This window comes from Bradyrhizobium cosmicum, from assembly GCF_032290525.1.
Lineage (GTDB): Bacteria > Pseudomonadota > Alphaproteobacteria > Rhizobiales > Xanthobacteraceae > Bradyrhizobium > Bradyrhizobium cosmicum_A.
The window spans coordinates 132,305-148,183 of the sequence record NZ_JASXTA010000008.1 but is presented as its reverse complement, the minus strand read 5'-3'; the positions used below and the strand labels follow the sequence as shown (position 1 = coordinate 148,183).

General features: G+C 64.5%; 15 protein-coding genes. 8 read left to right on the top strand and 7 right to left on the bottom strand.

The window, feature by feature from the left end; genetic code table 11:
* Positions 1-44: 44 nt before the first annotated feature.
* Complete coding sequence (locus QSV46_RS16785) at positions 45-593, bottom strand: TetR/AcrR family transcriptional regulator (protein ID WP_314953016.1); 549 nt, start codon at positions 591-593, stop codon at positions 45-47.
* 100 nt (positions 594-693) lie between these two features.
* On the opposite strand from QSV46_RS16785, the gene QSV46_RS16780 reads away from it, so the two are divergent.
* Together QSV46_RS16780 and QSV46_RS16775 are read left to right on the top strand one after the other, a co-directional pair.
* Complete coding sequence (locus QSV46_RS16780) at positions 694-1,170, top strand: PaaI family thioesterase (RefSeq protein WP_314953015.1); 477 nt, start codon at positions 694-696, stop codon at positions 1,168-1,170.
* A 98-nt stretch (positions 1,171-1,268) separates the two neighbouring features.
* Positions 1,269-1,928, top strand: coding sequence for a DsbA family protein (locus QSV46_RS16775; RefSeq protein WP_314953014.1), 660 nt, complete (start codon positions 1,269-1,271; stop codon positions 1,926-1,928).
* Positions 1,929-2,012: 84 nt separating this feature from the next.
* Here QSV46_RS16775 and QSV46_RS16770 read toward each other — a convergent pair whose 3' ends face one another.
* The 3 genes from QSV46_RS16770 to QSV46_RS16760 all read right to left on the bottom strand — a co-directional run bounded on the left by QSV46_RS16770 (position 2,013) and on the right by QSV46_RS16760 (position 4,377).
* Positions 2,013-2,219, bottom strand: coding sequence for a hypothetical protein (locus QSV46_RS16770; protein WP_314953013.1), 207 nt, complete (start codon positions 2,217-2,219; stop codon positions 2,013-2,015).
* Between the two features lie 81 nt (positions 2,220-2,300).
* The gene (locus tag QSV46_RS16765; RefSeq protein ID WP_314953012.1) at positions 2,301-3,371 is read right to left on the bottom strand and encodes a phospholipase; all 1,071 of its coding nucleotides are present in this window, start codon (positions 3,369-3,371) and stop codon (positions 2,301-2,303) included.
* 34 nt (positions 3,372-3,405) lie between these two features.
* Positions 3,406-4,377, bottom strand: coding sequence for a S1C family serine protease (locus QSV46_RS16760; protein WP_314953011.1), 972 nt, complete (start codon positions 4,375-4,377; stop codon positions 3,406-3,408).
* Between the two features lie 289 nt (positions 4,378-4,666).
* On the opposite strand from QSV46_RS16760, the gene QSV46_RS16755 reads away from it, so the two are divergent.
* From QSV46_RS16755 to QSV46_RS16730, 6 genes are all read left to right on the top strand, one after another.
* Positions 4,667-6,085 (top strand): M20 family metallopeptidase, encoded by a 1,419-nt coding sequence (locus QSV46_RS16755; protein ID WP_314953010.1) that lies wholly within the window; start codon positions 4,667-4,669, stop codon positions 6,083-6,085.
* A 260-nt stretch (positions 6,086-6,345) separates the two neighbouring features.
* Positions 6,346-8,136 (top strand): peptide ABC transporter substrate-binding protein, encoded by a 1,791-nt coding sequence (locus QSV46_RS16750; protein ID WP_314953009.1) that lies wholly within the window; start codon positions 6,346-6,348, stop codon positions 8,134-8,136.
* A gap of 29 nt (positions 8,137-8,165) precedes the next feature.
* Positions 8,166-9,125: an ABC transporter permease gene (locus QSV46_RS16745; RefSeq protein WP_314953008.1), complete on the top strand. Its 960-nt coding sequence runs from the start codon at positions 8,166-8,168 to the stop codon at positions 9,123-9,125.
* Positions 9,091-10,008, top strand: a complete 918-nt coding sequence (locus QSV46_RS16740) for an ABC transporter permease (RefSeq protein WP_314953007.1) — start codon at positions 9,091-9,093, stop codon at positions 10,006-10,008. The genes QSV46_RS16745 and QSV46_RS16740 overlap by 35 nt, the downstream gene beginning before the upstream one ends.
* Positions 10,008-11,003: an ABC transporter ATP-binding protein gene (locus QSV46_RS16735; protein WP_314953006.1), complete on the top strand. Its 996-nt coding sequence runs from the start codon at positions 10,008-10,010 to the stop codon at positions 11,001-11,003. The genes QSV46_RS16740 and QSV46_RS16735 overlap by 1 nt, the downstream gene beginning before the upstream one ends.
* Complete coding sequence (locus QSV46_RS16730; RefSeq protein WP_314953005.1) at positions 11,000-11,968, top strand: dipeptide ABC transporter ATP-binding protein; 969 nt, start codon at positions 11,000-11,002, stop codon at positions 11,966-11,968. The genes QSV46_RS16735 and QSV46_RS16730 overlap by 4 nt, the downstream gene beginning before the upstream one ends.
* A gap of 18 nt (positions 11,969-11,986) precedes the next feature.
* On the opposite strand, the gene QSV46_RS16725 is transcribed toward QSV46_RS16730, so the two are convergent.
* The 3 genes from QSV46_RS16725 to QSV46_RS16715 form a co-directional block, all read right to left on the bottom strand.
* Entirely contained in the window at positions 11,987-13,891 is a 1,905-nt protein-coding gene (locus tag QSV46_RS16725; RefSeq protein WP_314953004.1) for a diguanylate cyclase domain-containing protein, read from the bottom strand.
* A 170-nt stretch (positions 13,892-14,061) separates the two neighbouring features.
* The gene (locus tag QSV46_RS16720; RefSeq protein ID WP_314953003.1) at positions 14,062-14,283 is read right to left on the bottom strand and encodes a dodecin; all 222 of its coding nucleotides are present in this window, start codon (positions 14,281-14,283) and stop codon (positions 14,062-14,064) included.
* 136 nt (positions 14,284-14,419) lie between these two features.
* Positions 14,420-15,685 carry a glycosyltransferase family 87 protein gene (locus QSV46_RS16715; RefSeq protein ID WP_314953002.1) on the bottom strand — a complete coding sequence of 422 codons (1,266 nt, stop codon included), beginning with the start codon at positions 15,683-15,685 and terminating at the stop codon, positions 14,420-14,422.
* Positions 15,686-15,879: the final 194 nt, after the last annotated feature.

Sequence of the window (15,879 nt, the reverse complement as noted above, 5' to 3'; positions counted from 1 at the left end):
GGTGGCCGGAGCCAAGCTCCGGCCATTTCGCGTGGTCCTGCCGTCTAGTCCAGTAGCTTCTCGGCCGATTTCGCCACGAGCTGCGATCGCTTGCGCGGGCCGCGCTCGACGAACAGCAGGCTCTGGCCGAAGATGAAGCAGTAGAACAGGAAGGCCTGCGCCTCGGCTTCCTCGGCGTCGAGGCCGGTCGCGCGATAGAGTTCGGCGACGTGCTTCAGCCGCGCCGCGTCCACGCTCGCGACGGCCGCCGCGGCATTCTCGTCCAAGCGAGCCCATTGCCGGATTGCGAGCTCGATCGCCATGCCTTCGGGATTGAGCCGCTCGGAATAGAGCTGGATGACCGCCCTGAGCCGCTCGCGCGGCTCCTGCCCGTCGAGGCTCGTCTGCTGCGCGATTGACGCGGCCCGTCCCTCGCGCCAGCGCACCAGCATGGCCTCGAGCAGCGCGGCGCGGTCGGCGAAGCGGCGGTAGAAGCCGCCTTTGGTGACACCCAGGTTCTTGGCGAGCACCTCGACCCGCACGCCCCCGACCCCGGAGCGCGCGAGCTCGGTAAGCCCTGCCTCAACCCAGACGTCGCGCTTGCCGTCGCTCATGAAGAAAGCCTCACTGGTTCTTGATACGGTGCCGTATTGCTAACGCGGCGCGGTCCTGATACGCTACCGTATCAACAATCAAAAAAGGGCGGGAATTGCCATGGCCGTGTTCGAGCCGAAAAACCCAGGCTATCGCGCCGCGGCCGTCGCCATGTTCGACGGCCAGCCGGCGATGCGCACGCTTGGCATCGTGATCGTCCGCCTTGCGCCAGGCGAGGTCGAATTGGCAATGCTGCATTCGGATGCCTTCACGCAGCAGAACGGTTTTGTCCATGCCGGCATCATTACAGCCGGGCTCGACAACGCCTGCGGCGTTGCCGCCTTCACCCTGATGCCGCACGAGGCCGATATCCTCACCGTCGAGTTCAAGACCACGCTGCTTGCGCCCGCCCGCGGCGAGCGCTTCGTCTTCAGGGCCGAGGTGGTCAAGCCCGGTCGCACGCTGACCTTCTGCGAGGCCAGGGCCTTTGCCGAGCATGACGGCAAGTCCACGCTGATCGCCACCATGACCGGGACATTGATGGCGATGCTGCCTCGCACTGCGGCTCCGCAAGCGCCGGCCGCAACCCGCGCATAGCGTGGCGATGACATCGCGCCCGCAACACTCTATATGACCCGTAACAATGCCCCGTCCCGAACCGTATTTGCGGCGATGGGACCGAAACGGGACGAGATATGGCTGGATTCAGGAATAAGGGCCTTGTGGCGACGCGGCGCGCGGCACTGGCGTGGATCGGGGCGGGCGCCCTTGCTGCGGGTGGAATCACTTCGGCGCGCGCGGCCGCCGACGATGACGAGGTGCTGACCGAAGCCAAGGTGCTGCGCGATCCCGACGTTCCCGTCGCCGGCAATCCCGACGGCAACATCAGCATTATCGAATGGTCCGACTACAATTGCCCCTATTGCCGCAAGCTCGAGCCCGAGCTGCGCCAGGTCGTCCAGGACGACGGCAAGGTCAGGCTGGTGATGAAGGACTGGCCGGTCCTCGGGCCGGTCTCGGTCACGGCGGCGCGAACGGCGCTCGCCGCCAAATTCCAGGGCAAGTATCACCAGGCCCATGACGCCATGATGGGCGTCAGCTCGCGCCTGACCGAGCCGCGCATTAACGAGCTGCTGGCGGCCGCCGGCGTCGACATGGACCGGTTGAAGCGCGATCTCACCGACCACGCCAAGGACATCGACGCCGTCCTCAAACGCAACAACGAGCAGGCCGAAGCTTTCGGTTTCCGCGGCACCCCGTCCTTCATCGTCGGCAAGTACCGCGTGCCGGGCGTGCTCAGCATGACCGAGTTCGAGCAGGTCATCGCCGATGCCCGCAAGGCCAAGATGAACTGACGCTAACTGTATTGAATTGTAGCCAACCGAAAGGCGCCGCCGCGGACCCGCGACGGCGCCTCGTTCATGTCTGGCCGCTCGAAGCTACTTCGACGAGATGCGGACCCAGTCCTTGTGCGCACGATCGCGCAGCGCATCCCAATCGGCCTTGGCGACGTCCCAGTTCACGATGGTGCGATTGCTGTTAGCAACCTGGCCATTGGCGACGGATGAGGTCTGCATGGAGTCATAGACGTAGACGCCGCCCGCAAGCAGCAGCGCGCCCAAAATCATTCCAAAAAAAGTCTGCATGGCGAACCTCCGGTGACGGGCGATAACGTCGGCCCGGAGTGATGGTTCCGCAGCAGTACGGCGCAGGTAAGGACGGACCGTTCATTCCCCATTCAGCCATTCCATCAACTCGACGTTGATCTCGCGCGGATAAGTGTGGCTGAGATCGTCGATCTCGCGATAGGTGACATTGGCACCCGCAGCCGAGAGCGCGGCATGGGTCTGCCGCGCCGTCTGTACCGGGAACATCCAGTCGAGCTTGCCGTGGGTGATGAAGATCGGCAAGCCCTGCAGGCGCATGGCGTCCGCCATCTCCGCCATCAGCGGATGGAAAGTTGCCGAGACCGGCGCAAGATGCGTGAAGGGGGAGGCGCCGTCGAGGCCGCTGACGTAGCTGAAGGTGCCGCCGTCGCTCATGCCGCTCAGCAGCATGCGCGAGGCGTCGATGGTCCAGCGGCTGCGCACGGTCTCGAGGATACGCATGAGGTTGGGCGAGTCGGCGTCATCGCCCATCAGTGCCCAGGTCTGCCCGATCGCGGTCGGTGCGACCAGGATCGCGCCGAGGCTGCGGGCATCGCGCAGCCAGCTCCACAGGAAGCCGCGGCCGTTGCCGCTGCCGCCGTGCAGTGCCATCACCAGCGGCATGGCCCGCTCGGGCGAATAATACTCCGGCACATAGACCGAGAAGCCGCCGCGGCTGCCGGGCTCGTTATGGTCGTGGAAGACGCCGGTGTCTTCGCTAACGCCGGCTTCAAGTCGTACCATCAGATCGTTGTTATCGCGATTGGCGGTGTTGAGGAAGAAGCTGCTCACAGGCGGAAACTGCACCGCCAGCGGGTAGAGCGCCTCCTGCGCGCGCGGCAGGTGGCGCAGCGCGCGGAACACGGCGACGAGGTCGCCGTTGCCGCGCTCGACCTCACGAATGCCGGCGAAGGCGGCGAGCGTCTCGCTGCAGGCTGCATCGAGCCGGCTGCGCAGGCCGGCGAATTGTTCGGGCCATTCGCCGATCGCCGTGCGTGCGGATTGCAGCACGTCATCCGGCGCCCCGATCTCGTTCATCACGGAGGCGAAGGCGGGCGGATGCAAATGACGCTGGAAGAAGCCGAGCGCCTCGAGCGCATTGAGCAGCGGCGGCAGCACGGCCACGATGTCGTCGATCACGGCCTCGCTCATTGCAGCTTCCCTTGGCGGCTCCCTCGGCGTGCGGTCAGTGCAGTTTTGGCGCCTTCAGGAGCTTGAAGCGGTCGGTCGATGTCACCGTGACGTCAAAGGTGACGCCTTCGTGGTGCACCGTCAGCGGCACGTCGACGCCGGCAGCGCCGAGTCCCCACATCTTCTTGTAGAAGCCGGTCTGGCTCGTGACCTTGTCGCCGTCGACCGCGAGGATGACGTCGCCGGTCTTGAGCTCGGCGCGGGCGGCCGGGCCGTTGGCCGAAATTCCGATCACCACCACACGGTTGTCGATCTCGGTCGAATAAAGCCCGAGCCAGGGGCGTGCCGGCTTGTTGACGCGGCCGAACTTGCGCAGATCGTCGAGGATCGGCTTCAGCAGGTCGATCGGCACGATCATATTGACGTGCTCGGCCTTGCCGTCGCGTTCGCGCTCCAGCTGGAGCGAGCCGATGCCGATCAGCTCGCCGCGCTCGTTGAGCAGCGCCGTGCCGCCCCAGTTCGGATGTGCGGGATAGGTAAAGATGGCCTCGTCCAGCAGATATTCCCAATAGCCGGCGAATTCCTGCTTGGCCACGATCTGGCTTGCGACCGAGCGCGTGCGGCCGCCGGCGCCGCCGACCACGACGCTGTCGCCGAGTCTGGTTGCCGCCGACGAGCCGAGCGGCAGCGGCGCGATGTCCAGTGGGCCGAGCGCCTGCACCAGTCCGAACCCGGTCTCGGAATCGAAGCCGAGCGCGTGACCCTCCACCACACGTCCGTCGGCGCGGTGAAGCCATACCGATTCTGCTTCAGTGATGAGATAGCCGATCGTGAGCACCAGTCCGTCGTCGATCACGACGCCGTTGCCGGCGCGCTCGGTACCCAGCGTCTCGGCGCTGAAGGCGTCGGGCGGGATGATGGCGTGCAGGCCGACCACGGATGCGAGCGCACCGTCGAGATCGAAGGCGTAGTCGCCCGCCCGCGGCTGGTTCGCCGGCGGCACTCTCCATTCGGTCAGAGCGGGCATGGAGTTCTCCTGGCTGAGTGCATCGCTCCGCCGTGGCCGCAGACCAACGTGCGAAGCTCGGATAATTTAGGCCGGAGCAGGCCGTCTTGAAAGCCTCGTCCCCCAACTATTCCGGAGAAGGTCGCGTGAATTCTTCGAAAGATATGGAAGCGGTACGTGCCCAGGAGGCAGGCGGCTGCTCAATCCGGCCTCAGCCGCATGGCTGCTGTCCCGCGACGTGCTAGGCGGGGTACAACGAAGCTGCTAACCCTTGCCGCTTCGTTTGACCAAGAGATCACGGACCGAAGCAATGGACAACCGCAGCGACATCTGGCGTGGCGTCGACACGATCAAGGCGCGTTTCATCGACCTCAGCGATAAGGTCTGGGGGATGCCGGAGGTGTGCTACACCGAGGCGCGGTCGGCCGCCGAGCATCTCGCCGAGCTGCGCCATCAGGGTTTCCGCATCACCGAGAATGTCGCGGGTATTCCGACCGCGGTGATGGGCGAGTCGGGCGAGGGCGGACCGGTCATCGCCTTCATGGGTGAATACGACGCGCTGCCGGGCCTCAGCCAGGAGGCCGGCGTCGCCGAGCACCGTCCGATCGAGACCGGCGGTCACGGCCATGGCTGCGGTCACAATCTGCTCGGTTCCGCGGCACTGCTCGCCGCGACCGCGATGAAGGACTGGCTCGCCGAGAACAAGGTGCCGGGCCGTGTGCGCTATTACGGCTGCCCCGCGGAAGAAGGCGGCGCGGCAAAAGCCTTCATGGTGCGCTCCGGCGCATTCGAGGACGCCGACATCGCCATCACCTGGCATCCGCATAGTTTCTGGGAAGTGGCGGTGACGCCGTCGCTCGCCAACACGCGGGCGGACTTCATCTTCACCGGCCGCACTTCGCATGCCGCGGCCTCGCCGCATCTCGGCCGCTCCGCGCTCGATGCGGTGGAATTGATGAATGTCGGCGTGAACTACATGCGCGAGCACATGCCGAGCGATGCGCGCGTGCATTACGCGCTGCTCGACACCGGCGGCATCGCTCCCAACGTGGTTCAGGCGCATGCGCGCGTGCGCTACTCGATCCGCGCCCGCGATCTGCCCGGCATGAACGAGCTGGTCGGGCGCGTCAGCAAGATCGCAGAAGGTGCGGCGTTGATGACCGAGACCAAGGTCGAGATGAAGATCATCTCCGCGGTCTCCAACATCCTGCCGAATACCCCGCTGGAGCAGGCGTTGCATCGGGTGATGGAAGAGCTCGGACCGCCGCATTTCGACGATGCGGACAAGGGTTTTGCCAGCCAGATCCGCGCGACGCTGAGCGACAAGGACATCGAGTCGGTCTACTACGCGATCGGCATGGAGCCGACCGATCGGCCGCTGGCGGACTTCCTGGTGCCGCTCGATGCCAAGCGCAATCCGCTTGTAGGCTCGACCGACGTCGGCGATGTGAGCTGGGTGGTGCCGACCGTGCAGGTTCACGCACCGACGGTTGCAATCGGCACACCCTTCCACACCTGGCAGGTGGTGGCGCAGGGCAAGAGCGGACACGCCCACAAGGCGATGGTTCAGGCGGCCAAGGCGATGGCTGGTATCGGCATCAAGGCTTTGACGGATCCCGAACTGATCAGGGCCGCCAAGGCGGACCTTCAGAAGCGGACGGCCAAGACACCTTATGTCTGCCCGCTGCCCGACCACGTCGCGCCGCCACTGAACATGTCCGTGGCGTAGAATTTGTCCTCGATACTTCGTCTGATGCCACGAACAAATTTTCCGCAGTGCAGCGCGCAATCCGGCGCGTTTTAGCGCCGGATTGCCGAACGCTTGGGCTGCGGAACATGGTTTTGCCCAACAGACAGCCAGAAGACCGTTTGCATACATACGGTCCCAGTTGACGGGCGGCCTATTCGGTGTGCCATCTACGGCCAGCAAAACTCGGCGTCCGCGGTGGGGCTGCCTGCATCCATACGGGAACCAGACGGGGGATAACCATGCTGGATAAAGAACTGCGTTCGATGATCGGCAAAGTGAAGGACGGGCGGATGGATCGCCGCGCCTTCATCAAGCGCATGGCCGCGGTCGGCCTGACGGCGCCCCTGGCCAACCAGATCCTCGCGCTCGGCGGCGTCGCCATGGCTGAGGGTCCTTCGACCTACAAGCCGACCAAGCGCGGCGGCGGCGGTGCGCTGAAGCTGTTGTGGTGGCAGGGGCCGACCCTGCTCAATCCGCATTTTGCCACTGGCACCAAGGACCAGGACGGCTCGCGCCTGTTCTACGAGCCGCTCGCCTCCTGGGATCCCGACGGCAACATGAAGCTGGTTCTGGCGGCGGAGATTCCGTCGATCCAGAACGGCGGGCTCGCCGCCGACGGCAAATCGGTGACCTGGAAGCTCAAGCCCGGCGTCAAGTGGCACGACGGCAAGCCGTTCACCGCGGACGACGTCGTGTTCAACTGGGAGTATGCCAGCGATCCCGCCACCGCATCCGTGACCATCGGCACCCACCGCGACATCAAGGTCGAAAAGATCGATGATCTCACGGTGCGCGTCCTTTTCAACAAGCCGACCCCCTTCTGGGCCGATGCTTTCGTCGGCGCTCCCAATTCCATCATCCCCAAGCATCTTTTTGCGGACTACAAAGGCGCCAAATCCCGCGAGGCGCCGAACAATCTGTCACCCGTCGGGACCGGCCCTTACAAGTTCGTGGAATTCAAGCCCGGCGATCTCGTGCGCGGTGTGATCAATCCCGACTACCACATGCCGAACCGCCCCCATTTCGATACGCTGGAGATGAAGGGCGGCGGTGATGCCGTCTCGGCGGCGCGCGCGGTGATCCAGACCGGCGAATACGATTTCGGCTACAACATCCAGGTCGAAGACGACGTGCTGCTGCGCCTGGAGAAGGGCGGCAAAGGCAGGGCCGTCTACGCCGTGGGCGGCGACACCGAGTTCATCGCGCTCAATTTCACCGATCCGAACACCGAGGTCGATGGCGAGCGGTCCTCGATGAAGACCAAGCATCCGCTGTTCTCCGATCCGGCCGTGCGCAAGGCGATGTCGATGTTGGTCGATCGCGAGTCGGTCAAGAAGGCGATCTACGGCCGCGCCGGCCGCACCACTGCGAACTTCCTCAACGGTCCCGAGAAGTTCGTGTCCAAGAACAACACCTGGGAATTCAGCATCGAGAAGGCGGCGAAACTCCTCGATGACGCCGGCTGGAAGCCCGGCGCGGACGGCATCCGGGAAAAGGACGGCAAGAAGCTGAAGCTTCTGTACCAGACCTCGATCAACGGCCCGCGCCAGAAGACCCAGGCCATCGTCAAGCAGGCCTGCCAGAAGGCCGGCGTCGATGTCGAGCTCAAGTCGGTCACCGCCTCGGTGTTCTTCTCCTCGGACGTCGGCAATCCCGACACCTATCCGAAGTTCTACGCGGACCTGGAGATGTTCCAGATTCCCATGAGCCAGCCGGATCCATCGCAGCACATGCGCCGCTATACGTCGGAGAAGGTGGCAACCAAGGAAAACAAGTGGCAGGGCACCAATTTCCCGCGCTGGGTCAACAAGGACTACGACGCGATCATCGCCGCGGCGGAAGCCGAAATGGACCCGATCAAGCGCGCAGCGCTCTACATGAAGGCCAATGACCTCTTGATTCAGGAGGTCGTGTTCATCCCGGTGCAGCATCGCCTCAAGGTGGAAGCCGCGGCCAACAACCTCGTCTGTATCGTCAGCGGCTGGGCCAACGAGACCGATAATCTGTTCGACTGGTACCGGGAGGGATGATCGCGCGGGCGTAAACGGGACATTTCCCTATGAGTCAGTACGTCCTGCGTCGCCTGATGATCGCGATTCCGAGCTTGCTCGGAATTTCGGTCGTGCTGTTCGTCGTGCTCGCGCTCGCTCCGGGCGATCCGTTCTCCGAACTGGCGACCAACCCCAACGTGCCGCCCGAAGTGCAGGCCGCGCTTCGGGCCAAGTTCGGCCTCGACGATCCGATCCATCTTCGTTACCTGCACTGGCTCAACGCCATGCTGCACGGCGATTGGGGCTTCTCCTTCGTCAGCCGGATGGATGTCGACCAGCTCATCCTCCAGCGCCTGCCGGCCACGCTCTACGTGATCGGCTCGGCGCAGATCCTGGCGCTGCTTATCGCGATTCCCGTCGGCGTCTATGCGGCGACCAAGCCTTATTCGCTGTTCGACCAGGTTGCCAACACGCTCGCCTTCGTCGGCTTCTCGCTGCCGACCTTCTTCACCGGCATCCTGTTCATCCTGATCTTCTCGGTCACGCTGGACTGGCTGCCCTTCGTCTATACTACCGACATCAAGGGCACCGGCATCCGCTGGGTACTGGAGATGATCCGGCAGGCCATCATGCCGGTGGCGGTGCTCGGCCTGTTCCAGGCGGCGTCGATGACGCGCTTCGTGCGTTCGGCGATGCTGGACGTGATCCGGCTCGATTATGTCACCACGGCGCGCGCCAAGGGCCTCGGCCAGGCCACGGTCATCGTCAAGCACGTCATGCGCAACGCCATGATCCCGGTCGTCACGCTCATTGCGTTGCAGATGCCGGCCGTGTTCGGTGGCGCCATCGTCACCGAGCAGATCTTCCGCATCCCCGGCATCGGCTCGCTGCTGATCTCCTCCATTCTCTCCAACGACACCCCGGTCGTGATGGCCGTGACCTTTGTGTTCGCCTGCCTGGTGGTGCTCTTCAATCTCATCGCGGATGTCCTGTATGGCTGGCTTGACCCTCGCATCTCCCTCCGCTGAGCGGCGCGTCTACTCGCCCTGGCGCGAGACGTGGCGGCGCTATAGCCGCCACAGGCTTGCTGTGGTCAGTGCGTTCCTGCTCCTCATTCTGATCCTGGCAGTGGTCGCCGGACCCTTCATCTGGCGGGTCAAGATCGACGACATCGATATCGTGGCGGGCATGCAGGGGCCCTCGCTCGCCCATCCGTTCGGCACCGACGATCTCGGCCAGGACATCCTCGCCCGCATGATCTATGGCGGGCGCATCTCGCTCGCGGTCGGTCTCGCCGCGATGCTGGTGTCGGTGTTCGTCGGCACGCTGATCGGAGCGCTCGCCGGCATGTCACGCGGCGCGCTCGGGCACGGGTTGATGTGGCTCACCGACCTGTTCCTGTCGCTGCCGCAGTTGCCGCTGCTGCTGCTGCTCATCTATCTCTTCCGCGACGGGCTGAAGGCCGTGTTCGGCCCCGAAGGCGGCATCTTCATTCTGATCGTGCTGGTGATCGGCGGCTTGCGCTGGATGCCGGTTGCACGCCTGGTTCGCGCCCAGTTCCTGTCGATCCGCGAAAAAGAGTTCGTCGAAGCCGCGCGTGCGCTCGGCGCCAGCCCGGTGCGGCAGGTGGTGAAGCACATCCTGCCCAATGCGCTGGGTCCGGTGATCATCGCCGGCACCATCGACGTCGCCGCTGCGATCATCGCGGAATCGACGCTCTCGTTCCTCGGCCTCGGCTTTCCACCGGATACGCCGACCTGGGGGCGACTGCTGTACGATGCCAAGGACTTCCTCGACATCGGCCCGCACTGGGCGCTGTTTCCGGGCGGTGCGATCTTCATCGCGGTGGTCGCGATCAACTTCATCGGCGACGGCCTGCGTGACGCGCTCGATGCGCGACGGGTGATCTGATGGCGCCGCTGCTTGAGATCAAGGGGCTGAAGACCCACTTTTCCACTGACGACGGCATTTTGCAGGCCGTTGACGGCGTCGACATCTCCATCAACCGGGGCGAGACGCTCTGCGTCGTCGGCGAATCCGGCTGCGGCAAGACCGTCACCGCGATGTCGATCCTGAAGCTGATCGCGATGCCGCCGGGCCGCATCGCGGCCGGCGAGATCATCTTCGAGGGCCGGGATCTGGTGCCGCTGACGAGCAATCAGCTCGACGAGATCAGGGCCAAGGAGATCGGCTTCATCTTCCAGGAGCCGATGACCTCGCTCAATCCGGTGCTCACCATCGGCGAGCAGATCGCCGAGAGTCTGCGCCGACACGAAGCGGTGACCAGGAAGCAGGCGCTCGAGCGCACCATCGACATGCTGAAGCTGGTGCAGATCCCGAACGCCGAAGGCCGCGTGCACAACTATCCGCACCAGTTTTCCGGCGGCATGCGCCAGCGCGTGATGATCGCGATGGCGCTTGCCTGCAAGCCGAAGCTGATCATTGCCGACGAGCCGACCACTGCGCTCGATGTCACCATCCAGGCGCAGATCCTCGACCTCCTCCAGGACATGAAGGAGCGTTTCGGCATGGCGGTGATGCTGATCACCCATGCCATGGGCGTCGTCGCCGAGACCGCGCAACGCGTCGTCGTGATGTATGCCGGCAAGGTGGTCGAAGAGGCGCCCGTCAACGAGCTTTTCGGTAATCCCGGCCACCCCTACACGCAGGGGCTGATCCGCTCGATCCCGCGCATCGATCTCGACAGCGAACACAAGGTGCGGCTGGAGGCGATCGGCGGCTCGGTGCCGATCCTGATCAATCCGCCGGTCGGCTGCCGCTTCGCCCCGCGTTGCCGCCACGCCATGAGCGTCTGCACCGAAAAGGAGCCGCTGCTGCGCGAGATCGCGCCCGGCCACCGCATGGCATGTCATCTGGGAGATACGCAGTTGGGAGGCGCAGCATGACCGAGCCCTTGCTCCGCGTCAGCGGCCTGAAGAAATATTTCCCCGTGCTCGGTGGTCTGTTGTCGCGCCAGGTCGGCAGCGTCTACGCGGTCGACGGGGTCTCGTTCTCGGTCAACCGCGGCGAGACGCTCGGCCTCGTCGGAGAGTCCGGCTGCGGCAAGTCCACCACCGGCCGTTGCGTGCTGCGCCTGATCGAGCCGACCGACGGCGAGGTCACCTTCGACGGCCAGGACGTGCGCCAGCTCGGCGGCAATGATTTGCGCGCGATGCGGAGGAACATGCAGCTCGTGTTCCAGGATCCGTTCGCTTCGCTCAATCCGCGCATGACGGTCGGCGCCATCCTCGGCGAGGCGCTCGTCATTCATAAGCTCGGCTCGTCGGCCAAGGAGCGTGAGGAGCGCGTCGCGAGCCTGCTGGTCAAGGTCGGGCTCAAGGCCGAGCACATGCGCCGCTATCCCCACGAATTCTCCGGCGGTCAGCGCCAGCGTATCGTGATTGCCCGCGCGCTCGCGGTCGAGCCGAAGCTGATCGTCTGCGACGAGCCGGTCTCCGCCCTCGACGTCTCGATCCAAGCGCAGGTGATCAATCTGCTGGAGGATCTCCAGGCCGAGCTGAACCTCACCTATCTCTTCGTCGCGCACGACCTCTCGGTGGTCGAGCACATCTCCGACCGCGTCGCGGTGATGTATCTCGGTCGCGTCGTCGAGCTGGCAAAGGCGAGCGATCTCTACCGTCACCCGCAGCATCCCTACACGAGGGCGCTGTTGTCTGCGGTGCCGGTACCCGATCCTAAGCTGAAGCGCGAGCGCATCCGCCTCAAGGGCGACGTGCCGAGCCCGATGAAGCCGCCGTCAGGCTGCCACTTTCACACCCGCTGCCCGATCGCGCAGCCCCGTTGCGCAGAAAGCGCGCCGGAGCTGAAGGAGGGAGCCGGTGGGCATCTTGTGGCGTGCCATCTCGCTTGAAGGCCGTCACTGATCTCGTCACGCGCTCTTCGCGGGCCATGATACGACCTGTCCCGACATCACCAGCCGGTCGCGGCCGCTCTCCTTGGCGGCGTAGAGTGCGCGGTCGGCGGCCGCCACCAGCGTGCTGGAATCCGTCGCGATCTGAGATGGCAGGCTCGTCGCAGCGCCGATGCTTGCCGTGATCAGCCGGGAGGGCGGATTCTGCGTATGGAGCATGGCGAGGTCGTGCAGTGCCTGGCGAATCCCTTCGCCGACTTCCGCGCAGCCGTCGGGGCCGGTGTTCGGCAACAGCACGGCGAATTCCTCGCCACCGTAGCGTGCCGCCAGGTCAGCCGGGCGCCTGGCCTGAGTGGACAGGATCCGGCCGAGCGCGCGCAGGCATCCGTCGCCCGCCTGATGCCCGTAATGGTCGTTGAATTTTTTGAAATGATCGACGTCGATCAGCAGGAGCGAGAGCTGCGTGCCGTCGCGCCGGGCGCGTGCCCATTCCTCCATGAGACGCTCGTCGAACGCCCGCCGGTTGGCGAGCCCGGTCAGACCGTCGGTGGTTGCGAGCGAGGCAAGCTTGTCCTGGAGGTCCTTCTGCGCTGTCATGTCGCGCACGACCGCGACGACGCCGTCGATCTCGCCGCTGTCGGAGGCGCGAGTTACGTGCAAGGCCGCCTCGACCCAGATCTCGCTCTTCTCGCGATGGCGCTGGCGATAGACAAGCCTCGCTTCCTCGGCGTCGCCATCCTTCAGCGCGGCAATGGTCTGCGTGACGCGCTCCATGTCCTCCGCATGGATGCCGGCCACCGCCGAGGTGCCCAGAAGTTCGACGGGAGACCAGCCAATGATGCGCACGCATGACGGTGAAACGTAGAGCAGCCGGTTGTCCAGCCCGATCCGGCACACCATATCGCTGGATTGCTCGGCGAGCAGACGGAAATGGGCTTCATTTGCGGCGAGGGCCTGCGCCATACGCTGCCGCTGCCAGAGCTGGCGGACCAGGTAGGAGCCGATCAGCGCAATCAGCACGACGAGGCCGAGCACAAAGGTCGATCGTATCGTCGCCGCGCGCCGCCAGGGCGCGAGCACGTCGTCTTGCGACTTGCTCGCCAGCACCATCACGGGATAGCGGCTGCTGCGCTGGTAGTAGCTCAGCCGCTGCACGCCATCGAGCGGCGACTTGAAATAGTAGACCGCCGCCGTCGGCCGCTTCTTCCATTCCCTGAACAGCGGCGCATTGGACAGGTCACGGCCGACGAAGGCGCTGCTCTCGTCGTGGCTGCGCGCCAGCATGATGCCGCCGTTGTTGAGCAGCGATGCCGAGCCGTTCGGACCGATGTCGAACCGCTCGTAGAACTTGACGAAATAGCTGACGTCGATCGTGAGCAGGGCAACGCCGGCGAAGCCGCCATCGGGATCGTTGATCCGGCGGGACGCGGTGATGATCCATTGGCCTCCGGCCTTGCTCTTGACCGGCGGCCCGATCAGCGTGCCCGTGTCCCGCGAATCGCGATGGCGCTGGAAATATTCGCGGTCGCTGTTGTTGAGCTTGGAAAAATCGAGGCGCTCGGTCGTGGCAAGCCACCGGCCGGTCGCGTCGTAGACGAAGATGCCGCGGATGCGGTCCGATGATTTCCGTGTCGGCAGATAGGCCTGCAGCTTCGCAATCGTGTCCGGACCCGTCCCGTCGATTTCGAGCCGATGGACCAGCCCGACCAGGATCGTGTCGACGAGCTCGAACGTGTCATCGGCATGCTGGACCAGCGAATGCGCCAGATTGGCCACGTCGATCTCGGCATTCCTGAGATCGACATTGCGCATTTCCCATTCGCGCCAGGCGCTCAAGCCGAGGATCGCCACGCAAATCAGCACGACGAATCCCGCCGCCCAGAGCGGAAGGCGCGTCTTGCCGAGTTCGCGGCTGGTGACCATCAGGCTTGCTCCAAATCGGTGCAAACTTGTCACCTTCGCCTTAACGGCCTGTTGCAACTTCTGCGATGATTTTGCGCGTCCGTATTCAATCGGAGGGAGTTGTCGATATCTTGATCGACTCCCGTTCGCAGTTATTAACCACGCCGCCGCAGTGACCGGTGTCCGCTGCGTCATCCATCCAGCGTGAAGCCGACGCGCAACGTCACCTGATAATGCCGCACGGTGCCGCTCTCGATGTGGCCGCGCGTCTGCACCACCTCGAACCATTTCATCTCGCGAATGGTCTTGGCGGCGCGGCTGATCGCATTGTTGATCGCATCTTCGATCGAGGTCTCGGACGATCCGACCAGCTCCAGAATCTTGTAGACGTGGTCCGTCTCGGCTGCGGACATGGTGTGTCTCCGCTCGTTTGCGCTGCGGCACGGCTGCGGGCCGTGCTCCCATCAGAACGGGTACCAGCCGTTCAAGGTTCCATCGTCGGCCGTGGCCCGCGTGCGGACCTGGAGCGTGGGCAGCGAGATGTCGCGACTATTCTGCGGCCTGCGCGGCGTGCGGCAGCAGGGGTGCCGGCTGTGTTGCGCGCCACAGCAGCCTCAGAAGCAGGGCCAGCAAGACCATCATCGCGAAGCCTCCGACGGCCGGGGCAAACTTATCGGACAAATCGGCTTCGGAGCCGAACTGCGCCGCCAGACGCCCCGACTGGAGCATGCCATACGCGCCGGCAAGCAGGATCAGCCCATAAAGGGCGCTGCGCTCGCGTGAATTCGCCACGTGCGCCAGATCGGGCAGCAGCAGAGCAAGGCCGATTCCGACCATCGGCAGGTCATAGTCATAGGCATACGGGCTGATCATCACCGAAACCATGGCGGTGACGCCAAGCGCGAAGGCGGGCGACATCTTGCGCGCTTTGCCGAGCCAGACCGCCAGCACGATCCCGAACAGGGCGAAGCTCGCGAAGGCTGCTTGTGCCCAGAACGCGAAGTTCGGGGGAACGCCGGCCCGGCCGAGGGCCGCGTAGGCCGAGATCATGCGGAACATGGGATAAAAGCCGTGCTCCAGGAAGATGGCCGACTCCCGGATGGAGCCAAGCCATGCGGCCCAAATCTGCCAGCCGAACACCAATGTGCAGACGAGCGAACTCGCCAGCACCACGCTGGTGGCGGTTGCGAGTGCCATCCAGCGTCGTGTCGCCAGCATGTAGACGCCGGCGGCAATGGCCAGATGCGGCTTGATCACCATCGCGCCCAGCGCGAGGCCGGCGATGAGCTGACGCCGCTCGACATTGAGGCAGACGATGCTGATCAGGGTGCCGGTGAGAAAGCCGTTCTGCCCGCAGCCGACCGTGATCGCAAGCGCGGGAAACATGACGACCAGGACATGCGCGAAATCCTTGCCGGCGATAACGCGAAGCGTCAGGAGATAGGCAGTCAGTGTTGCCGTGACGAACAGCAGATAGGCGATGCCGGCGGGCAGTAGTGCGAATGGCGCCACCAGCAGATCGAACTGTGGCGGATAGGTCCAAGGCATGAAGCTGGTCGAACCGGTAAATGCTTGCTGAAGCTTGATCAGGGTTTCGAACCGATAAGCCAGATCAAGCTGACCGTGCCAGATCTGCCGCGCGACGATGTAGAAGGCGTCGAAATCGGACAGCTCCTGGCCTTGCCAGGCACTCCAGCGGCCGAACCTGAACGTCTTGAACAGTATCATCACCGCCAGCGCCGCGACCACGAAGCGGACGTAGATCGTTCGCTTCGACGGCGAGGATTGAACCGCTTCAAGTGTCTCTGCAAACATCAGCGAGGACCCCAGATCTGTCAGATCCGCGGCCTGGCAGGCAGGTCCGCGGATCGCGGCCAGATTGCCACCATAGGTTTAAGGGACAGTAACGACTGTCGCAGGATTCGCGGGCAAAATCCGTTGCGGTTCCGCTGCGTTCGCGAGCGGCATCTTAGTCGCCGCCGGCGCTGCCTGGCCATACTTGCATGCCG